The 20,796-nt window shown below is 23.5% G+C and carries 19 protein-coding genes and 1 riboswitch; of the genes, 11 read left to right on the top strand and 8 right to left on the bottom strand.

What is annotated here, in order from left to right; all coding sequences use genetic code 11:
- Positions 1 to 144 precede the first annotated feature (144 nt).
- From J2Z71_RS07800 to J2Z71_RS07790, 3 genes are read right to left on the bottom strand one after another with little or no spacing between them, the layout of a single operon-like run.
- On the bottom strand, positions 145 to 3,276 hold the full coding sequence (locus J2Z71_RS07800; protein ID WP_210061846.1) for a UvrD-helicase domain-containing protein: 3,132 nt from the start codon (positions 3,274 to 3,276) through the stop codon (positions 145 to 147).
- The gene (locus tag J2Z71_RS07795) at positions 3,269 to 6,019 is read right to left on the bottom strand and encodes a PD-(D/E)XK nuclease family protein (protein WP_210061845.1); all 2,751 of its coding nucleotides are present in this window, start codon (positions 6,017 to 6,019) and stop codon (positions 3,269 to 3,271) included. Before J2Z71_RS07795 ends, J2Z71_RS07800 begins: the two co-directional genes overlap by 8 nt.
- Positions 6,016 to 7,005: an RluA family pseudouridine synthase gene (locus J2Z71_RS07790; RefSeq protein WP_210061844.1), complete on the bottom strand. Its 990-nt coding sequence runs from the start codon at positions 7,003 to 7,005 to the stop codon at positions 6,016 to 6,018. The genes J2Z71_RS07795 and J2Z71_RS07790 overlap by 4 nt, the downstream gene beginning before the upstream one ends.
- Before the next feature lie 98 nt (positions 7,006 to 7,103).
- On the opposite strand from J2Z71_RS07790, the gene J2Z71_RS07785 reads away from it, so the two are divergent.
- Positions 7,104 to 7,793: an endolytic transglycosylase MltG gene (locus tag J2Z71_RS07785; protein ID WP_210061843.1), complete on the top strand. Its 690-nt coding sequence runs from the start codon at positions 7,104 to 7,106 to the stop codon at positions 7,791 to 7,793.
- A gap of 38 nt (positions 7,794 to 7,831) precedes the next feature.
- Here J2Z71_RS07785 and trxB read toward each other — a convergent pair whose 3' ends face one another.
- Positions 7,832 to 8,785 carry a thioredoxin-disulfide reductase gene (gene trxB, locus J2Z71_RS07780; RefSeq protein ID WP_210061842.1) on the bottom strand — a complete coding sequence of 318 codons (954 nt, stop codon included), beginning with the start codon at positions 8,783 to 8,785 and terminating at the stop codon, positions 7,832 to 7,834.
- A 135-nt stretch (positions 8,786 to 8,920) separates the two neighbouring features.
- On the opposite strand from trxB, the gene J2Z71_RS07775 reads away from it, so the two are divergent.
- The 4 genes from J2Z71_RS07775 (at position 8,921) to J2Z71_RS07760 (ending at position 13,144) form a co-directional block, all read left to right on the top strand.
- On the top strand, positions 8,921 to 10,609 hold the full coding sequence (locus J2Z71_RS07775; RefSeq protein WP_210061841.1) for a DUF2207 family protein: 1,689 nt from the start codon (positions 8,921 to 8,923) through the stop codon (positions 10,607 to 10,609).
- 11 nt (positions 10,610 to 10,620) lie between these two features.
- Positions 10,621 to 10,860: a hypothetical protein gene (locus J2Z71_RS07770; protein ID WP_210061839.1), complete on the top strand. Its 240-nt coding sequence runs from the start codon at positions 10,621 to 10,623 to the stop codon at positions 10,858 to 10,860.
- Positions 10,861 to 10,971: 111 nt separating this feature from the next.
- Complete coding sequence (locus J2Z71_RS07765) at positions 10,972 to 11,835, top strand: hypothetical protein (RefSeq protein ID WP_210061838.1); 864 nt, start codon at positions 10,972 to 10,974, stop codon at positions 11,833 to 11,835.
- A gap of 58 nt (positions 11,836 to 11,893) precedes the next feature.
- Entirely contained in the window at positions 11,894 to 13,144 is a 1,251-nt protein-coding gene (locus tag J2Z71_RS07760; RefSeq protein WP_210061836.1) for a hypothetical protein, read from the top strand.
- Between the two features lie 12 nt (positions 13,145 to 13,156).
- Here the strand turns inward: J2Z71_RS07760 and J2Z71_RS07755 are convergent, their stop codons facing one another.
- Together J2Z71_RS07755 and J2Z71_RS07750 are read right to left on the bottom strand one after the other, a co-directional pair.
- A complete protein-coding gene (locus J2Z71_RS07755; protein ID WP_210061834.1) occupies positions 13,157 to 13,867 on the bottom strand; it encodes a TraX family protein in 711 nt (236 codons plus the stop codon).
- A gap of 102 nt (positions 13,868 to 13,969) precedes the next feature.
- Positions 13,970 to 14,812 carry a hypothetical protein gene (locus J2Z71_RS07750; protein ID WP_210061832.1) on the bottom strand — a complete coding sequence of 281 codons (843 nt, stop codon included), beginning with the start codon at positions 14,810 to 14,812 and terminating at the stop codon, positions 13,970 to 13,972.
- A 360-nt stretch (positions 14,813 to 15,172) separates the two neighbouring features.
- Positions 15,173 to 15,269, top strand: a riboswitch (TPP riboswitch).
- A gap of 232 nt (positions 15,270 to 15,501) precedes the next feature.
- On the opposite strand from J2Z71_RS07750, the gene thiW reads away from it, so the two are divergent.
- From thiW to thiE, 3 genes are read left to right on the top strand one after another with little or no spacing between them, the layout of a single operon-like run.
- A complete protein-coding gene (gene thiW, locus J2Z71_RS07745) occupies positions 15,502 to 16,053 on the top strand; it encodes an energy coupling factor transporter S component ThiW (RefSeq protein ID WP_210061830.1) in 552 nt (183 codons plus the stop codon).
- Positions 16,016 to 16,840 (top strand): hydroxyethylthiazole kinase, encoded by an 825-nt coding sequence (thiM, locus tag J2Z71_RS07740; RefSeq protein ID WP_210061821.1) that lies wholly within the window; start codon positions 16,016 to 16,018, stop codon positions 16,838 to 16,840. Before thiW ends, thiM begins: the two co-directional genes overlap by 38 nt.
- Before the next feature lie 2 nt (positions 16,841 to 16,842).
- Positions 16,843 to 17,487, top strand: a complete 645-nt coding sequence (thiE, locus tag J2Z71_RS07735; RefSeq protein ID WP_210061819.1) for a thiamine phosphate synthase — start codon at positions 16,843 to 16,845, stop codon at positions 17,485 to 17,487.
- A gap of 24 nt (positions 17,488 to 17,511) precedes the next feature.
- On the opposite strand, the gene J2Z71_RS07730 is transcribed toward thiE, so the two are convergent.
- A complete protein-coding gene (locus J2Z71_RS07730; RefSeq protein WP_210061811.1) occupies positions 17,512 to 17,832 on the bottom strand; it encodes a hypothetical protein in 321 nt (106 codons plus the stop codon).
- A gap of 208 nt (positions 17,833 to 18,040) precedes the next feature.
- Here J2Z71_RS07730 and J2Z71_RS07725 point away from each other — a divergent pair, with 208 nt between their 5' ends.
- The 3 genes from J2Z71_RS07725 to J2Z71_RS07715 all read left to right on the top strand — a co-directional run bounded on the left by J2Z71_RS07725 (position 18,041) and on the right by J2Z71_RS07715 (position 19,331).
- On the top strand, positions 18,041 to 18,457 hold the full coding sequence (locus J2Z71_RS07725) for a MarR family winged helix-turn-helix transcriptional regulator (protein ID WP_210061809.1): 417 nt from the start codon (positions 18,041 to 18,043) through the stop codon (positions 18,455 to 18,457).
- A gap of 13 nt (positions 18,458 to 18,470) precedes the next feature.
- Positions 18,471 to 18,920 (top strand): cation diffusion facilitator family transporter, encoded by a 450-nt coding sequence (locus J2Z71_RS07720; RefSeq protein ID WP_210061808.1) that lies wholly within the window; start codon positions 18,471 to 18,473, stop codon positions 18,918 to 18,920.
- Between the two features lie 87 nt (positions 18,921 to 19,007).
- Positions 19,008 to 19,331, top strand: a complete 324-nt coding sequence (locus J2Z71_RS07715) for a cation transporter dimerization domain-containing protein (protein ID WP_210061799.1) — start codon at positions 19,008 to 19,010, stop codon at positions 19,329 to 19,331.
- A 439-nt stretch (positions 19,332 to 19,770) separates the two neighbouring features.
- On the opposite strand, the gene fni is transcribed toward J2Z71_RS07715, so the two are convergent.
- Positions 19,771 to 20,793 (bottom strand): type 2 isopentenyl-diphosphate Delta-isomerase, encoded by a 1,023-nt coding sequence (fni, locus tag J2Z71_RS07710; RefSeq protein ID WP_210061797.1) that lies wholly within the window; start codon positions 20,791 to 20,793, stop codon positions 19,771 to 19,773.
- Positions 20,794 to 20,796 lie beyond the last annotated feature (3 nt).

Raw genomic sequence — 20,796 nt, 5'->3', positions numbered from 1 at the left:
ATATTATTTTATCACTAGAGGTTTTTTAATTTTTAGAGAATTAACGCTAAAGCTTTACGGAACCCCCAGTCTAACTGGGGGTTTTCTATTTACAATAAAAAAACCTCTAAAAATAGAGGTTTTTCAAAAAATTACTATAATATTTTAATCTATATAATCTTTAAGTTCATTGTGATTTTCAACAAAATTTATATATTCTTCAAAGTCTTTAATTGTTTCTTTTATACTTTTTTCTGAAATATCCACATTAAACTCTTCATTATTTGACAAGAATAAAAGTTTTGCTTCTTTTACTTTTTTGCCAGATATTTTTTCAAAAGCCAATGTATATATTTGAAGTTGAGGATAATAATACTTGCGAAGTTCCTCATCACTATTGTAAGAAGTTTTAAAATCAATTATTGATATATTATCATCTTCATCTCTTCTTATTTGATCTATTACTCCATGGATTACTCCATTAGTAATTGGATAATAAAATTCAACTTCTCTACCTATTACCTCTTCTTTTAAAGATAATTCATAGTTTTTAAACTGCTCTTTTAATAAATTTATATTTTCAATACTTTCTAATACTCCATAATTTCTAAGAGAATTTCTTATAAATTCATCTATATTTTTTGGATTTAACTCTGCATAGGCATGTACTATATTTCCTCTAATAATAGGATCTAATATTTTACTTTCTACTGCATAATTACTTGGATTTATTATATCCTCACCTAAAATATATTTTCTAAAATACTCCTCTTTACTTCTTTTAAAGGCCATATAAGAAGTAGCAGAATAATATCTAACTTTTTTTGTCTTATTTATATAATTATTTCTTATAATTGATTTTTCTTTAAATTTCTCTTTAGTATTTATAAAATCATCACTTAATAATATCTTATTAATACCATTAGACTCTCTAATTTCCATTGGGCTTATTATTACATTTTTAAAATTTGATTTTAAAAACAAATCATAATAAGTATTATTATATATTTTATTCTCTTCTATATTTACAAGAGAAAGTATCAGCCTTTTTTTAGCTCTTGTTGTTGCAACATAAAACATTCTAATTTCTTCTTCTAAGGACTTTTCCTTTTTTTCATTAGATATTAAATTATATTTTGAATTTATATCATTAAATTTAATTCCAAGGCCTATATTAGAATATTCAAAAAAATTATTTTTGCTCTTTATATTAAAAGAATTGTCCATTTCAGCAATTATTACATTTTCAAATTCTAGTCCCTTTGACTTGTGAATAGTAAGTAAATTTACTGCATTTTCTTCTTCCTCAACATTTACTTCACTTTCTTCTAAATATTCAATAAACTCAAATAGATTAGCAGATATTTTATTTTCAAAATCTTCTGCTAAATTTAAAAGTTTATCTAAATTTTTTGATGCTGATAATCCATAGAGCATTCCTGCAATTTCATAGTAATCACTTATTTTAATTGACTCTTTTATAAAGTCTTTTAAGGATAAAAGCGGTTTTAATTTTTTAATTTTAAGTAATTTATTAAATCCATCTCTAAATAAATCCTCTTCATTTTCATCTAATAGTTTTAAATATTCATCTTCTATATAATATTCTTCTCTATTAAAATACTTTGCAATTATAACTATTGAATTGTCATTTAATCCAACTATTGGACTTCGCAAATAGGATAATAAAGATAAAAAGTCTCTTTTATTAGAAATAGCTTTTAAAAATATTAATATATCTTTTATTTCTCTTTTTCCAACAAAATCTTGAGCTGTATTATTTACTCTAATATTTAGCTTTAAAAGTTCTTCTTCAAATAAACTTATATATGCTTTTCTTCTAAATAGAATTGCTATTTCAGATGGGTTTTCTCCCCTATTTATTAAATCTAAAACTTTATTTGCAACAAAAACAGCTTCTTTTTTCTTTTCATCTTTTATTTCAATTCCAAATTCATCACTTCTAATAACTTCAATATTTAAAATATTTTCCTCAGAAAACTTTGCACTAGCTACTAATGGATCATAGTCTTTTTTAAGTAAATTTTTAAATATTTCATTAAAACTTTCTATTAGTGAAGGGCTACTTCTATAATTTTCCTTCATTACAAGTTCTTTGCCCTTTGATTCTTTTATTTTGTCAGTAAAATTATAATACTCTTCTAAATTACTTCCTCTAAATCCATAAATTGACTGCTTTGGATCTCCTACTACAAAAATATTTGCCTTTCCCTTTGAAAGATTAGATAAATAAGTAAAAATCTCAACTTGAAGCCTATCTGTATCTTGAAATTCATCTATCATTATATATTTGTAATTATAATTATCTACTTTTTTTATTACATCTAAAGCTATAAACTGTAAATCACTATAATCTAAAAGAGATTTTTCCTTTTTCTTTTTTATATAAACTTCTTCTATTTTTTCTAATAAATTAAAAACTAAAATATAATATTTTTCTATAGTAAGCTCTAATCCCTGACTTAAAAATAATATTTCCCTATTTATTTTTTCTCTTAAACTTTCTTGCTCAGGTGATTTTCCTGTTCCTAGAGAATCTGAAATATTTTGCAAATAGTCTAAACTGGGATTATTTACAAAATCAATATATTCATCACTTTTTATTAATTTTTTAAATTTAGTTCCTGTTACTACTTTTTCATATTCATCTAGAAATTCAAAAAGTTTGCTAAAATCTCCTAACTCTATAGAGTCCACATAGTCCTTGTGATATTTTTTTAAATCCTCTATTCTATATCCATTATTTCTTATATCTTTATATAAAAAAGATAAATCCTTTGATAGAGATGTTAAGTTTACATCTTCTCTTTTTATTAAAAATTCAATTAAATCTTCATTTTCTATTTCTTTTTCTAAAACTAAATCAACAGACTCTTTTAGTAGCAAATTTGACATTCTCTCATCTGAAACTTCAAAATTTGGATCTACTTTTGCAATTAATGGATTTTCTTTTATGATATTTGTACAAAATCCATGTATTGTATAAATATTTGCCTTAGAAAAATACTTATATAAATTTTTAAATTTATCCTCATTTTTTCTAGTACTTAATTCCTTTAATATTCTTCCTCGCATTTCATCAGATGCTTTATTAGTAAAAGTAATAGCAAGAACTTCATCAAATTCTCTTCCAGCACTTAGATTTCCATTTTCTAATATATTTAAAAATCTTTCTGTTATTACCTTAGTCTTTCCCGTACCTGCACCTGCTTTAAGTGATAGATTAGTATCTATTGTATATACTGACTTTTTTTGAATTTCATTTAAATTACTCAACACTATCACCTCTACATAGATCTAGAATATTATTATATTTACTCTCTTTAAAGAAAAATATGCCATTATACATATCATCATAGATTTTAAGTATTCTTCTTTCTGTTAAATTTAAAAAGTCCTTAAATTCTTCATTTGTAAAATCATTTTTAGCTTTTCCACCTAAAATATCTTTATTTTTTAGAACACTTATATATTTAGATTCCTTTATTCGTCCATACTTTGCCTCTGCTATATTTTCATTATGATTTTTATATCTTGCCATAGCATATATTGGTATTTGATAAGACTCTCCATTTAATATTTTATTTTTAGAAGGAGAAGATGCACTTTTATAATCAATAAGTATTTCACTATTATTTAAAAAATCAATTCTATCTATTCTTCCTACTATATTTACATTTTCAATATTAAATTCAAATTTTCTCTCAAATTCACTTGGAATTTCACCTTTTCTATTGTCTAAATCATTTTTAATAAAACTTTTTATAATATCTAAATGTTGATTATATTCTAAGGATTCAAGGCTATTAAGTTTATCATTTAATATTTTATCCTCAAAAAACACATTATAAGAAATCTCTTCTATAAACTTTTCATTATATTCATTAGGATAATTTTTAAAATAAATCTCAAGAATTTTGTGATAGTTACTACCTAATACCATATAATATTCATCATCATAGGATCTTTTCATTTCCTCTACATTTAAAAGTCTCTCAAATAAAAATCTAAAGGGAGATTCGCTATATAAATCAAAATCACTTGCACTAAAGTTTCTATTTTTTAATATATCTCTTATTAAATCTCTTGCATTATTTGAAATAATCCCTGCATATTCATTATTATTTCTATTTTGTTCTGGATAAATTCTTTTATTTAAGTTTTTAATTTCACCAAGTGATTTTAAATGTGCTACTTTTTCTTCATTAAAATTTCTACCATCTTTTAAAATTTCAAAAAATAAATCTGAAAAATCTGTTGAAATGTTTTTTCTTATATTTCTATCATTATTTTCATTTAATAAGTCTAAAAAAACACTTCTGCTTTCCCTTGATGATGTAGATAAATAAACTTTTTTTGAATTTTCTATTAAACTAATAATCTTTATAAGCTCATTTTCATAAATATATAAATCATCTTCAGACTTCATTCCAAGTTCTTTTAAAATAGATTTATTTTCTTGTGAAAAAATAAAATTACCCTCTTTATAGTTTGGATAACTTTCAACTAAACCAGCTAAAAAAGACACATCATATTTTATGCATAAAGACTCTATTAAAGATATTTGAGATGTTGCAAAATAGTTTCTATTGTCAATAGTAATACTATCTATATAGACTTTTAAAATATTTATATATATATTAATATCTACATCTTTAAAGAAGATATCAAACTCTTCAAGTCTATCTAATATATTATTAATAGAACTAATAATATTCATATCTCTTTTTAAATATTCATCATTATTAAAAATTTCATATATTTCATTTACATAGTCACTTGCATAGTCTAAATATTTTCTAAAATACTGAGAATAGTATTTAAATCCACCATTTTTCATTGGTTTTTTCTTTAATTTATCAACTAAGTTTAAAAATTCTTCTAAATTTTCTTCATTAATTTCAACTGCTTCTTTCGTATTTTCTATTAATTCATCTAAATTATTAAAATTCATCTTTAATATTTCATATTCTATCTCTTCAATATTTTCTGTAATTTTAAAATAATTAGAATTAATTCGTCGAATTATATTTTCCCTTGATTTCTCTATAAAAAAGTCTAATATATTTTTAAACTCTGATATAATTGGCGAATTTTTAACCTCTATACTTTTAATATTTAGATCTAGATTTTCTCTATCTCTTAAATTCAAAATATTATTATTTTTACTTGCTAGTATAATAGCCATATTTTCAAAGGCTATATTATTATTTATATTTTCACATTTTAGTTCTTGATAAATTGCCCTTGCTTCTAAAAATTCATTTTCTTCAGATATAAAATTTAATTTATTCCTATTTTTATTTATTAAATCATTTAAACTTAAATCACAATAAAGCTTTTCTTCTGAAAAACCAAATTCTAAAATTCTTTTTTTTGTATCTTGTAAAATTTTTAAATTATCAAAATAATATGAGATATTTACAATAATATTTGAATTTTCACTTAGATTTTTAAGTATTAATAAATCAATTTCTCTAAATGTATAAAATCCATTTACTATTACATTTTTAAATTTTTTATTTCTTAATCTTTTATAGTCTAAATCATATTCAAGACCATCACATAAATTATAATTTTCTAAAAATTCATTATATTTAATTAATACATCTGCAAGTTCTTTTAAGAAAAAAGACTTAGAATTTAAAAGAGCAAATGGATCTATTAATTCCTCTTTTGCTCTTTTTATAAAATTCATAGTTTTTTCTATTAATCCATCTGTTACAGGTGTTAAATACTTATAATTATTATTTTTTAAAATATTTGAAACAATATATAAACTAAAGGGTTCGTCTACTGGTTTTGTAATTGTAATTGATTTTTTGATAGAATCAAAAGTGTGAAATGTCAAATTAAAAAATCCACCTAATTTATCTATATATTCTCTTTTAGTTTTTTCTATTGCATCAATAGTTGGCAATATATAAATTATTTCTTCGCCTTTTTTTATCTTTTCTAACAAAAATTCTTCGATTTTTATATTTTCAAATCCTATATTACAAGTATATAGAGTTCTCATTTTTCCTCCAAATTCAAATCTCCAAATATATCTTTTATAATACTACTTTCCTTACTTGGAAGTTCACAATAAAAAGACTTATTATTTAAATAAGAAAGCTCTTTCTCAAGTCCTTTAAAACTTACTTTGTAATTGTGTAAGAATTGACTGTCATAGGAATATTCTTTAATAAAATAGTCATTAGTTCTTTTATTTCCATATTTTCTATCACCTACAATTTGATGATTATAATTATTTAATATAGTTCTTATTTGATGAGTTCTTCCTGTTATTAAATTTACTTCTAAAAGAGAATAAAATTCACTATTTGCAATTTTTCTAAATCTAGTTTCAGATTCTTTAGATCCTTCTACTTTTTTATCTTTTACATATACCTTGTTTTTTTCTTCATCTTTTAATAAATAGGATTTATCTATAAAATCTTTTTTTACATTTCCTCTAACTAAAGCTAGATAATATTTTTCTATTTGATTTTTTGCAATGGCACTATTTAGTGCTCTTAAAGTAGCTGCATTTTTTGCACCTATTAATATTCCAGATGTATTTCTATCTAGTCTATTACATACTGCTGGTCTAAAGGATTTTTCAACTCTTGGATTGAAATCTCCCTTTGCAATTAAATAATCTATCATTGAATCTACTGCATTTTTTTCAAATTCCTTAGAAGCATTATGTGACAATATTCCAGACTTTTTCTCTATTAATATTACATTATCATCTTCAAATATAATATTTGGGAATTTATTACTTCTTAAATTTACAGGTTCTCTTTTAAATTTATTTATAGTTTCATCACTTAAAAATAATTTTATAGAGTCTCCTTCCTTTAGCTCATCTTCTGGTTTTACCTTTTTTCCATTAACTACAATATTTTTCTTTCTTAGATTTTTATATATAAAGGACAAGTTCGCCTTTTCAAAATATTTCTTTAAAAATCTATCTACTCTTTGTCCTGCATCATTTGGTCCTACAAAAATTTCTCTCATATTCATTCACCTTATCTTTTCTATCTGTTATAATACTTATATTATATCAATATGTATGAAATATATAAAATATAAAAGAAAAGAGGGTTAATTTAAATATGTTTGGTAAAATTAGTGACTTTTTATTTAAAATATTACAACTTTTCTTTGTTTTACTATTTATTGCTATATTATGTTTTATTGTAAAATGGAGAATAGATGCGCTTTACATAAATAGTCTTTCAGAAAATAAAATTAACTTTTCCTTAGTTGATGAATTTCAAAAAACTAAAAAGGATATTTTGACTTTAAAAAATGGTGAAATAGAAGATCAAGTTACAACACCTCAACAATTACTTGATGAAGATAGTAATAAAAATTCTAATATTTTAACTATTACTATTCCTGAAAATTCAAGTATTGATGATATTGGAAATATTTTAATTGAAAATAATCTTATGACTAGCTTAAGTTCTTTTAAATCTCTTGTAGATACTATGGGACTTAATAGCAAATTTGTAGCTGGTTCTTTTGAAATTAAAAAGGATTCTAAAATAAGAGATACAATTCTTACTCTTACAAATACAGAATCTAAAGAATATGAATTTGAAATATTAGAAGGTGCTGCTGCAGATGCTGTTGGCAAAAAGCTTCAAAGTCTTGGAGTTATTCAAAGTGCCTCAACTTTTTCACAAAATGCAAAAGATTATAATGTATTTTATAAATTTAAACCTGGTAAATATAAAATACAAACACCTATTAAGGTTAAAAATTTAATAGAAATTTTAACAGGCGAAAAAATACAATAAAAAAGGGCTATCTAAGATAGCCTTTTTTATTTTTATTCTTAATTTTCTTCTTTAAATCCTTCATAAAGAGTTCCCTCTTTTTCAGCGATATATTTTTCTGCATTAATTCCTGCAATTGCACCGTCTGCAGCTGCAGTTACAACTTGTCTTACAGTTTTCTTTCTTAAATCTCCTGCTGCAAATACACCTTTAATATTAGTATTCATTTCATCATCTGTTAATATATATCCATTTTCCATATTAATTTGACCTTCATATAGTTTTGTTTCTGGAATATATCCTATGAATACAAATGTTCCAAAAGGCTCTGCTTCTGCTTTTATAGAAGTAATTTCACCTGTTTTTGTATTTTTTAAAATTAATTCATTTACAATTTTATCTCCCTTTACTTCTTCAACTACTGTATCCCAAATAAAGTGGATTTTTTCATTTGCAAAAGCTCTTTCTTGAAGAGATTTACTTGCACGAAGTTCATCACGTCTGTGAATTATATATACATTTTTAGCAAATTTAGCAATAAATAAAGCCTCATCTAAAGCTGCATCTCCTCCACCAACTACATATACATCAAAATCTTCATAAAAAGCAGCATCACAAGTTGAACAATAAGAAACTCCTCTTCCTGCAAACTCTTCTTCACCTGGAGCGCCCATTTTTCTAGCTTCTGCACCAGTTGCAAGAATAACAGATTTTGCTTCATATTCATTAGATGAAGTTTTTACTTTTTTAATATCATCTTCTAAGCTAACTTCAATTATTTCTTCTGATATAAACTCACATCCAAAATTCTCTGCTTGTTTTCTCATATTCATTCCGATTTCCATACCTGATATAAGTTCTATTCCTGGATAGTTTTCAACATCAGTAGTTCCTGAAATTTGTCCACCTTCAATAGATTTTTCTATAATTAAAGTTTTAAGTTTAGCTCTTCCTGCATATAGTCCTGCACTAAGTCCTGCTGGTCCTGCACCTAAAATTATTAAATCATACATTTCTATTCCTCCTATTATCTATATAAACATTTCAGATTCTATCATTTTAATCTTAATTATACCAATTACATTATACCCAAAATTTTTAAATACAAAATATGTTATAATTATTTTATTAAATTAAAGGAGGCTCCTATGAAAAAACGAAGTATTATTCTTTTTTTAATATTAATATTTATTCCAAATATTGTCTTTGGAAAATCTGTTGAAATTGAAAATTTAAATACTAAATTACAACTTGAAGAAAATGGAGATTATGAAATCGAAGAAAATTTAAGCCTAATCTCTGATACTAATATGAATGGTGTATATAGAACTATATATTATGCTCAGTCTGATGGAATTACAAATCTTAAAATAAGTTCTAATAATAAGACTTTTAAACTTGATAATAAGGCACAAAATGGAGATTTATATAAGTATTCTCTAGAGGATATAGATAATAATTTAAAAATTAAAATATTTATACCTTGGAATGAAAAAGTTAATGTTAAGATATCTTATACTTTAAATAATGCTGCTATTAAAGGAAATGACACTGGATTTATTTCTTATAATTTCATGTCAAAAATTGACACACCAATTAAAAATTTCAAGGGAACAATAGAGGCAAAAGACATTAATTTTGAAAATCTAAAAGTAAAAGCTGATGCAAAAAATAGTGAACTAATAAAAGATAAAAACACTATTACACTATTAGCTCATGATTTAGAAGATGGAGATTATTTGTCAATTAATACACAAATCCCTCTAGAATCTATAAAATACTCTACAAATGAAAGAGATCTTTCTTTATCAGATTTAGAAAATTTTAATGAAAATGGTTTTAATACAAATCCTATAAACAAAATAACAACTTCAATAATAGTTGCTTTTACATTAATAATTAGTATATTTTATAAAAAATCTAAAAGTCAAAAATCAGATGATAATACTCTAGGTCATATTATGAAATTATCACCTGCTGAAGCGTCTTCTTTAATTCTTGGAAATAACAATTCTTATAATTTTATTTTAGCGACTCTTTTAAACTTTGAAAGAGAAGGATATTTAAATATATATGAAAAAGAATATATTACAAAGAAGAAAAAGAAAAAAAGAAATAACTATATTTATAAAAAAACAAATAAAGATATTAATGAATTGACAAATTCTGAAAAATATTTATATAATATGTTATTTGATAAACGTGATACTTTTTCATCAAAGGATCTAAATGAATATAGAAAAGACTCTTCATCTGATTATAATAAAAAATTCGCAAAATATTTAGATGAATTAAATAAAGACTTAATTAATAAAGGGCTTAAATCTACAAATTATACAAATGTCGTAGTGGGAATAATTTCCTTACTTCTTTCAATACTATTTCTAGTATTAGGTATAGTTGGAATTATTTTTGGAAATTTACTTGGATTATTAGTGATTTTATTAAGTGTTTTAGTTTTCTATATTTCTATAAAGCTATTATCAACTCAACCAGCTCTTGGAAAAGAACAATCAAGCTATTATAAAGAGATATATAAAAAATTATCTAAAGAAAAAAACTTTGAAAATTATAGTGAAATAGAAAAAGAAAAATTAATAATATATTCAATAGCTTTTGGATTAACCTTTGAAAGAATAAACTATCTTAAAGATGAATTTAATATTAATACTGCATTATTTATACCACTTTATTGGATTGGAACAAATAATAGTAATATGCAAAAAGAGATGAATAGAAGTTTTGTAGGAAATGAATCAGGTGTTACTTCCTTTGGTGGTGGAATCTCATCTGGAGGAACAGGATCTACTGGTGGAGGATCTGCTGGAGGATTTTAATAGGAGAAAATATGGAAAATAATATATTTAAAAATGGAGATAATGAAAATTTTTTAGTTAGTTTTGGAATTGATAGATCAATGGATCCTGAAATTCAAGAATTTATTAAAAGTTTTGATTTTCTTTCTAATATTGAATTTACAAAACTTGGATTTAGTGCAGTTTTAAATTATGACAATATTAGAATTATTACTGGAAAATTAACTGAAAAAGGAATAAATATTTATTCAATAATGAGAAAAGGCTGCTAAAAGCAGTCTTTTTTTTATTTAAAACTGATTATTTTTTATTTTCACTGGGTATTTTTTTAACATTAAAATATTGTTTAATTTAAAAACAGTTTTACTTTAAAGGTGGTGCCTATGAGAATAAGAAAAATAATAACAAAAAAATTAATATTTTTATTTATAATACTTAACTTTTTTATAAATACTAAAATTTACAGTAATGATTTTAATAATATTTTAGAAAATAAAAATTATTATAATATAGCAAGTTCTTCTGTAGATTTAGGAGAAAAAGTATTTCATGAACTAGAAGTTAAAAACGAAGAAATTTTTTCACATAATTCATCTAATGATATGAATAAATGTTTTGATATTTGGAAATGTATAAAAGAAATTGTTCCATCTAAATACTTAAACTATATCTCAAAGTTTGAGCTCTATACTGATGGTTACGAAAATACTCTTGCCTATGTTACAAGTGATATTAATAGAGATAATAAATGGATGATATGTGTAGATATTAATGATTCTTTTAAAAATGATGGAGTTTTAAACGAAAGAATAAAAGAAACTATAATGCATGAATTTATGCATATTATAACTTTAAATAATTCTCAAATGGATAATTCTAATACTTCTAAAACCTATACTATTGCAGAGGGCAAACTAAAAGAAGATGCTATATTAAATGATTTTTACAATAGATTTTGGTCTAAGCATGAGGATTATGTAAAAAAAGAAGAATCTATTAAACCCTATTCTGAAGAATACAATATTTTAACAAATAACTTTTATTCACTAAATAAAGATGAATTTATAACTAAATATGCTTCTTCAAATCCTGTTGAAGATATAGCAGAAACTTTTATATATTTTATAAAAAGCGATATTCCTCTAGACAATAGTATTAAATCTCAAAAAATTAGATTTTTATATACTTATACAGAGCTTATTGATATTAAAAATTTTATATTAAATAATTGTAAGACTACTTTATAGTAGTCTTTTTAACTTTTATCTTTTATAATTAAATAATTAAATTAAAGGATGTGATTTTTTGAAAAAAAGATATTTTATATTACTTTTAATTCTAGGTTTTTTTATATCAAAGTTTATCTATGACTATGCACCACTTGATTATGAAAATAATATTGATTTAAAAACTTATCTTGGTATTGATTATAATAAACTAAATAATAAAGACATAGATAAATTAAATGAAAAAGTAAATGAAATTAATAATCTTAAAATAAATAGAAAAAATATAAATAAATACTATGAATTAATAGAAGAATTAAATAATGAAATTAAAAATGCTAATATTTCTCTTCCTTACACCGATTATAAGGAGTATTTAGAAGAAAATAAAAAGAATTTTAATAAAAACGACTATGAAAAAGCATTAAGTATTTCAGAAGATATAAATTCTCTAAATGAAAAAATTGATAAATTAAATAATTCAAAAGTTATTGAAAATTTATATGATTATAAAGATAAAATTAAAATTTTAGAAGAAGAAAGAGGCAAATTACTTATTAAAAATAATGTAGATCCTTACTTTATAGATAATAGCCTTGAAGAAAACAATGTTAAATTTAATTTAATAGGTATTGAAAATAAGGAACTAAATATTACAAAAAACATTGAAAATAAATCTGATATTATTTTATATGAAAAAATCTGGAGCTATATTAAAACTATAATCCCAAAAGATTATATTGATTTTATATCAAAGCTAGAAATCTATACAGATGGCTACGAAGATACACTTGCCTATGTAATCAATGATGAAGAAATATTAAACAAATGGATTATAGCAGTTGATTTAAGAGATTCAATCGATTATAAAGGCAATTTTAATACTGAGTTTAGAAATACTTTAATTCATGAGTTTATGCATCTTATAAGTCTTAATAATACTCAAATAGAAGATGATTTAAATCAATATGCAGAAACTTATACAATAGATGAAGGTAGTCTTAAAAAAGACTCTTATTTAAATGTTTTTTATAATAAATTTTGGAAGAATCACAGAAATTATTTAGATAAAACACAAAGAGATTATCTATCTGAGGAAGAAAAGCAAGAATTAATATATGATTTTTATCTAGAGCATGAAAATGAATTTGTATCAGATTATGCAGCTACAAATCCAGTTGAAGATTTAGCTGAAACTTTTATGTATTTTGTAATAGAAGATAAGCCTAAAGACAATTCTATAAAATCAGAAAAAATTAAATTTTTATATAATTATGAAGAACTTGTAAATTTAAGAAACTTTATTATAGAAAAAGATAAGACTGTTTAAGCAGTCTTATTTTTATATTAATTTATCTGCAACAATAGCTATAATCCAAAGATGCATTGGATAAAATACATAAAAAATATATTTAAAAAACTTCGAATCACTTCCCTTTTTCCCATTATATAAATATATAAAAGGTAGTCCTGCTATTGGTGCTAAGATATCTGAATTCATAAAAAACATATCTAGTGTTTCTTTAATTGAATCATAGGAAACTAAGGCTGTTGGAAGTAAAAAAGCTGTAATTGCAATTAATATCATATTTCTTTTTTTATTATTATTTCTAAATATATAAGATATTAACATAAAGGGAACTATAATAATTCCACCTTCTGTAAATAATGACAAAATTAAGATTATAGTTAATAGAAAAATATTTAATAATTTATTTATACATATATTGTCATATAAATATAATGCACTTACACCTAAGGCAAGAGTCATCACTATATTGTTGTGAACATAATATAGTTCATTTTCAATTACAAAATTATTTAATAAAAAATTTCCAATAAATATAATAAAAGCCGCTACATAAAGCCTAAATAAGTACTTTTTAATATTCTTAGTATGAAGATATCCCTCTACTGATAAATATGCAAATACTGGAGCTACAGGCCTTGTAATTAAATGAAATACTGAGGACATTTCTGGTGATATAAAATATGAAATATGATCTAATACCATAAGAATCATCATTGTAGTTTTTAAAAATATTGAACTCATAAATTCTCCTTTCTTTTCATTTAATTATAAAATAAGTATATTAAATTTTTATTAAGAAAGTTTTAATTTTTTTCTATATATAAAAAGAGCCCCCTTGGGCTCTTAAATCTCTAAAGTTATTTCTCCAGTTTTTGAACTTACAAAATACCAATTATCTACTTCATCATTATCTCTATATCTAATCTCAAAAAAGTACCATTTTTCATCATCTTTTATTGCATCACCTTTAGTATTATGTACAATATATGCTTTTTCATCAGATATTCCTATGTAATTATTTAATTTCAACTTCGCATCTTCTACACTTAATACCTTTGATTTTTCACCAATAATATCCTCTTTATTCCTATTTTCCAAGTTGTTCTCTTTCTTATTTTCTTTGTTGTTTTCTTTAGAGTTTTTAGTATTATTTTCTTTACTATCTTCTATTTTTTCATTGTTTTTTTCTGAAATCTTATTTCTTACAATGTCTTTACCTTTTTCTTTTATCTTGTTCTTTTTTTCTTCTATTTCTTTTTTAGCTGCAATAGATTTTTCTTCTTTTATTTTCTTTTCTTCTTCAAGCTTTTTTTCTAAAGCAATATTTTCATTTTTCTTATGTAAATCTGATATTTCATTTTTCAAATTATCTATATCATCTTTTATAGGAAGATTTTCATAATCATATATTTCATTTAGAAGTTTTTCAGAATAATCATAATATCCCTTATCAAAGCTATTTTTTGCAATATTATACCTTTTAATAGTTTTTATAATTTGATCTATTTCAGATATATTTTCATATCCACTTTCCTTAGCCAAATTAAAAGACTCTATTGCCTCTTCATATTTTGAATTTTCCATAAGATTTAATCCTTCTTGGAATTCTTTATTCTCAATAGCATTACTACAAGAAGTTAATATTAAAGATAATAATATAATACTTAATAAGCTTCTTTTTTTCATAAACCTCCGCCTCACAAAATTTCCCTACAAAATAAATTATACTCTCTATATTTATTTTACCACCTAATATAACATTTTCCTAATTACGAAATGGTTAAAGTTTTCTATTTTAGAATAACTTAATCTTTTTTCTCTTTTAAATTCAAAATTATAATTAAAAACTAATTAATTATCTATAATTTACCCAAATTTTTAATTTATTTTTCAAAAAATTCTTTCTAAATATTAATTTTATATATTTTTTTTTAAATTATTTTCTCAAATATATATAAGATTTTTAGTCTATTATTTTATAGTCTAGAAAACCATTTCCTCATACACTATTATATTTATTTTACTTTATTAAAATTTATGCTATAATATTTCTAGAAGGGGAGCAATTGCTGAGAGGAAGTTAAACTTCGACCCATAACCTGATTCGGATAATGCCGACGTAGGGATATATTCTTTCTTGGAAATTACGGATATACTCTATGTATGTCCTTTTTTTATGCCCACTTCTAGTAAATATTGGCGAGCACCTTTATTTATTTAAAAAAACTAAATAGCGAGGGAACCTGTGTTTCAGGGTGAGAGGAAACTATAAAGTTTCGACCGACTTTTTTATATCTTTATATGAAGAAGAAAAGCTATTTAGGATACCTATGTTTTTTTCTTTATATAAAGATCAAATTATAGGAGGTATTTTTATGAAAAAAAATTCGCAATTACTTAGAAATGTAACTCTTGCAATGCTTGTTGCAATGGGTGTAGTTATTTCTCCAATTTTAAGAGTAGAGGGACTTTGTCCTATGGCTCATCTTATTAATATAACCTGTTCAGTTTTTTTAGGGCCTTGGTATAGCCTTCTTTGTGCAACACTTATTGGAATTATCAGAATGATATTTATGGGTATTCCCCCACTTGCACTTACAGGAGCTGTCTTTGGAGCATTTTTATCAGGAATATTCTACAGACTTTCTAATGGAAAAATAATAGCTGCAGTTATTGGAGAAATTATTGGAACAGGATTTATTGGATCTGTTATTTCTTATCCTGTTATGACTTTAATATGGGGAAAATCAGATCTAACTTGGTTTTTCTATGTTCCATCCTTTGTACTTGCAACATTAATTGGAGGAACTATTGCATTTTTATTTTTAAAAGCCCTTAGTAAAAATGGAATGCTTTATACAATTCAATCTAAACTAGGAGTTAATATTTATGCAAAATCTAAAAGAAATATTATACATGAGAAATAAATTATTAGAAAACTCTCCACTTATTCACTCAATTACAAATCCAATTTCCATAAATCAATGTGCAAATGTAATAATTGCATTAGGTGCAAAACCAATAATGGCAGAGCATCCCCTTGAAGTTTCTAATATTACTAAAAAAAGTGATGCACTTGCTATTAATCTTGGAAATATTACAGATGCAAGAATTAAATCTATTGAAATTTCTTCAAAAACTGCCTATGAAAATAATATTCCCTTTATTATTGACTTAGTTGGCGTTGGTATTAGTGACTTAAGACTTAATCTTTCTAAAAATATAATAAATAATTATAAACCTAATGTAATTAAAGGAAATATGTCTGAAATTAAATCTTTTCTAAATTTAAAATCAAATCCCAAGGGAGTAGATGTTGGAGAAAAAGATAAAATAAATTTAAATAATTTAGATAATTCAGTTAAAATTGCAAAGAATTTATCTAATAAAACTAATTCGATAGTTTTGATAACTGGAAAATATGATATTATTTCAAATTCAGATAAAACTTATATTGTTAAAAATGGTAGCGAAAAACTATCTAATATTACAGGATCTGGATGTATGCTTACAAATATTGTATCTTGCTTTTTATCTGTTTCAAAAAATATTGAGTCTGTACTATTATCTACTTTAATAATAAATATAGCAGCAGAACTTTCTCAAAATGCAAAAGGACCTGGAAGTTTTTTGGTGGAGTTTTTAGATAATATTTATAATATTTCTAATGAGGATATTTTAAAATATTCAAACTTTTTAATATATAAGGAGTAATTATGAAATTTAATCAAGCACTTTATTTTATAACAGATAGTAGTGATTTAGAAGAAGATAAATTTTTAAATATTGTTGAAGAAGCATTAATTGGTGGAGTAGATTTAATTCAATTAAGAGAAAAGACAAAATCTGATAGAGAGTTTTTAGATATTGCCTTTAAGATTAAAAATTTAACAGATAAATATAATACTCCACTTATAATTGATGATAGAATAGACATTGCACTTATTGTAGATGCCAGTGGTATTCACTTAGGTCAAGATGATATTAATATAAAATACGCAAGAAAAATTCTTGGAAAAGACAAGATTATTGGTTCAACTACAAAAACTCTATCTCAAGCAATTGAAGCAGAAAATGATGGTGCAGATTATCTTGGAGTTGGAGCAATTTTTAATACAACAACAAAAGTTAAAACTATAATTACTAAAATCTCAACTCTTAATGAAATTTGTGATAATACTAATATTCCAGTATTTGCAATTGGTGGAATTAATGATATTAATTATAAAGTTTTAGAAAATAGTAATATTAATGGTATTTGCACAGTTTCTGCAATAATGAAATCTGAAAATCCAAGAGAATATACAAAGGAATTTAAAGAAAAAATTTCTAATATGATAAAAAATAAAAGTACAGTTTAAACTGTACTTTTATTAATTAATTAATTAATTAATTTCAATAATTAAATTTCTTCTAATGAAATTTTCTTCTTCCTTACTGTCTATTAGTCCTCTTTTCTTAAACTTGTCTATTGCCATTTCTTGATTTTTTTTCGTGGCACTTTTTCTCTTAACTAAATTATCTGAAATATCTCTTACAAGATTATTTATTTCATCTTCATTTAAATTGTCAAAGAGTTCGTCCTTTTTTTCTACACTATATCCTACTATAAAGCCATTAGCTCTATCTTCTACTTCTAGGTATATATAACTTAGAGCAATTAAACTAACTAGAGTATAGACTATTAAAACAGTGTACTTTTTCATACAATCACCTTTTAAAACTATTTTCTATACATCTTTTCTAATAATATATAATTAGAAAAAATATTTTTATATTAAAAATGTATTATTATAATAACATATTTTGATAAATAAATATCATTATTTTTAAAATTAATATTCAATTGACAAAAATATTAAAAATGATATTATAATAATAGTTTGGTACCTAAGTATATTTTTGGAGGATATTATGATTGATAAAAAATTATATAGTGAAATTAGAAAAATAAATAATATTATGAGAAATATATCTCACAATTCCCTATCTCAAGATTTAAATTTGTCTCATGCTCAAATAAATATTCTTGAAATTATTAATAGTAATCCAGGGATAATTCAAAAAGAAATTGCAAGTATTATTAATATTAAAGCATCTTCTATGACAGAACTAGTGAGCAAGCTAAAAAATAAAGATTTAATATATAGAAAAAAAGATGATACGGATCTTAGAATTATTAGATTATTTATTACTGATAAGGGCAAGGAAGAATTAAAAAATATAACAAAAATAAGAGATGAAAATGAAAAATCAATATTTAAATCTCTTAATGAAGATGAAAAAGAAAATTTATATTCTTTATTAAAAAAAATCAATGAAAGTCTATAAATAGAGGTGAAATATGAATAATCGTGAAAATAAAGGTATAAAACTTAGTATATTTGGCACTATAATAAATATAATTTTATTTATAACAAAACTCTTTGTAGGTATTATTACAAATAGTAGTGCAATAATTGCAGAGGCTTTTAATAATTTGTTAGATAGCTTGTCTTTTATACTTTCTATAATTGGCTTTAGATTTGCCAAAAAGAAAAATAATCACTACTATCCTTTTGGATATGGTCGTGCTGAATATTTAGCTGGTTTTATAGTTTCTTTAATTACTATTTCTGTTGGAATAGAACTTATTAAATATACTACTATAAATTTTAATAGTAATAATATTATCTTTAATAATAGTGCTTTAATAGTTTTAATTTTTTCAATTATTTCAAAATTTATAATTGGAATACAAAGTAAAATCACTTCAAAAAAAATTAATTCTATAACATTAAGAGCTTTGTATTAAGATAGTTTTTCAGATAAGTTAATTAGTACTGCAACTTTAATTTCTTATATTATTTCAAATTTTTCAGATATTAATTTAAATGGATATATGGGAATTATTATTTCAGCTTTAATAATTTTTACAGGTTTTAAGACAATGCTTGATATTTCTAAACTTTTAATTGGAAATCATGAAAATTTAGATTTAACTAAGAATCTGTCAGATATTATACTTTCAGAACCTAAGATTTCTTCTGTTCATGATATTATGATACACAATTATGGAAATAATAAATATTACTGCTCTGATAGTGCCTATTTAAATGGCGATTTAACTATTAATGAAAGTAATAAAATATTAAATTCTATAAAAAATAATATAGCTCATTCTTATAATAATTTAGATATTGATATTGAATTTCGACCAAATTAACTAGATAATTAAAAACATCTAGTTAATTTATTTATATTTATCCTTTGACACTGTTTCTTGATGAAAACAATCTTCTATTTATTATCTTCATTTTTCCAAATAGATGTTCTAATTGTCATATTTTTTCTTTCATTATCTTTTACTATATAGTGAGATATTATTAAATCTTCTTTTAAGATATCTATGGAAAAATCACTTATTTCTAAATATCTTATTCCTGCTAAATCTTCATTAAAGTAATCTTCTCTTATATATATTTTAAGAACTTCCTACTTCCATATAGTCTTTATGTAATATTTCATCTAAGAAGTCTTTATCTACTCTTAAATCATTATTTATTAAATTATTTTCTAGTTTATATATTGTTTATTTTATATTTTCTTTCATTTTATCCTCTTTTTTCTACAAAAAAAAGACTATCCTAGATAGTCCTTAAATTTTATTTATCATAGTCTACAAGTTCTCTTAATTTTCCTGTTACTTTATAGTCTAAATTTTTTAATTCTGAAATGTTTTTTGCTCCTGTAAGTGTCATAATCATCTTACATTTATATATTAAATTTTCAATATATTGCATTGTATATTCATATCCACCATGTATTAGATAAGTTAAGATTTCTCCACTTATTCCAACCATTGATGCTCCAAGGACTATACTTTTTACTACATCAAGTGAGCTTTTTACTCCACCTGATGAAATAATACTAAGTTCATCATAATTTAGTGCTGAAACTTCAATTAAGCTCATAGCTGTTGGTATTCCCCAGGAATACAATTCTGATAGATCGTTTTCTGGTGCTCTTAAATTTTCTACTTCTAAAAAGTTTGTACCACCAAAACCTGATACATCAATATTTCTAACTCCAACACTATAAAGTCTTTTTGCAACATCTTGTGATATTCCAAAACCAACTTCTTTTACTATTACAGGAACTTCTACTCCCTTTACAATACTTTCTATATTATCTAATATATTTTTAAAGGATCTATCTCCCTCATCCATTGCAAGTTCTTGGGCTGGATTTAAATGTATTTGAATTCCATCAGCTTGAACAACTTCTATTGCACGCTTAGCATCTTCAACGCTTGCACGTCCACTTAAGTTTGCAAGTACAATTCCATCTCCCATAATCTGTCTTACTATAGAAAAGGATTTTTTAGCATCTTCATCTTCAAGTGCTATTGTTTCTGATCCAACTGCCATTGGAATATTAAATTTTCTTGCAACTTCTGCAAGAGATTCATTAATATCTTCAGAAAAATCACTTCCACCTGTCATTGCATTTATCATAAGTGGAAAATCTACTTTTTTATTTAGAAATGTTGTAGATGTATCTATTTCATAGAAGTCACACTCAGGAAGTGAATTGTGATATAAAAATACGTCTTCAAACATAGGATTACCTACAAATGTAGTCCTTAGATAATTTTCTATGTGCTCTCTCTTTCTATACTTTCTCATTCT

Source organism: Peptoniphilus stercorisuis (assembly GCF_017874395.1).
In the GTDB taxonomy this organism is placed as follows: Bacteria; Bacillota; Clostridia; order Tissierellales; family Peptoniphilaceae; genus Anaerosphaera; species Anaerosphaera stercorisuis.
Note: the sequence above shows the minus strand (reverse complement) of the source record. Positions and strands in the feature narration are given on the sequence as shown.

Bases quoted from the DNA above. Each gene is read 5' to 3' on its own strand.
- thiE (WP_210061819.1), top strand. From the start codon at position 16,843: ATGAAATTTAATCAAGCACTTTATTTTATAACAGATAGTAGTGATTTA.
- J2Z71_RS07775 (WP_210061841.1), top strand. From the start codon at position 8,921: ATGAAAAAACGAAGTATTATTCTTTTTTTAATATTAATATTTATTCCA.
- J2Z71_RS07750 (WP_210061832.1), bottom strand. From the start codon at position 14,812: ATGAAAAAAAGAAGCTTATTAAGTATTATATTATTATCTTTAATATTA.
- J2Z71_RS07725 (WP_210061809.1), top strand. From the start codon at position 18,041: ATGATTGATAAAAAATTATATAGTGAAATTAGAAAAATAAATAATATT.
- thiM (WP_210061821.1), top strand. From the start codon at position 16,016: ATGCAAAATCTAAAAGAAATATTATACATGAGAAATAAATTATTAGAA.
- J2Z71_RS07770 (WP_210061839.1), top strand. From the start codon at position 10,621: ATGGAAAATAATATATTTAAAAATGGAGATAATGAAAATTTTTTAGTT.
- J2Z71_RS07785 (WP_210061843.1), top strand. From the start codon at position 7,104: ATGTTTGGTAAAATTAGTGACTTTTTATTTAAAATATTACAACTTTTC.
- J2Z71_RS07720 (WP_210061808.1), top strand. From the start codon at position 18,471: ATGAATAATCGTGAAAATAAAGGTATAAAACTTAGTATATTTGGCACT.
- fni (WP_210061797.1), bottom strand. From the start codon at position 20,793: ATGAGAAAGTATAGAAAGAGAGAGCACATAGAAAATTATCTAAGGACT.
- J2Z71_RS07795 (WP_210061845.1), bottom strand. From the start codon at position 6,019: ATGAGAACTCTATATACTTGTAATATAGGATTTGAAAATATAAAAATC.
- J2Z71_RS07715 (WP_210061799.1), top strand. From the start codon at position 19,008: ATGGGAATTATTATTTCAGCTTTAATAATTTTTACAGGTTTTAAGACA.
- thiW (WP_210061830.1), top strand. From the start codon at position 15,502: ATGAAAAAAAATTCGCAATTACTTAGAAATGTAACTCTTGCAATGCTT.
- trxB (WP_210061842.1), bottom strand. From the start codon at position 8,785: ATGTATGATTTAATAATTTTAGGTGCAGGACCAGCAGGACTTAGTGCA.
- J2Z71_RS07765 (WP_210061838.1), top strand. From the start codon at position 10,972: ATGAGAATAAGAAAAATAATAACAAAAAAATTAATATTTTTATTTATA.
- J2Z71_RS07730 (WP_210061811.1), bottom strand. From the start codon at position 17,832: ATGAAAAAGTACACTGTTTTAATAGTCTATACTCTAGTTAGTTTAATT.
- J2Z71_RS07755 (WP_210061834.1), bottom strand. From the start codon at position 13,867: ATGAGTTCAATATTTTTAAAAACTACAATGATGATTCTTATGGTATTA.
- J2Z71_RS07790 (WP_210061844.1), bottom strand. From the start codon at position 7,005: ATGAGAGAAATTTTTGTAGGACCAAATGATGCAGGACAAAGAGTAGAT.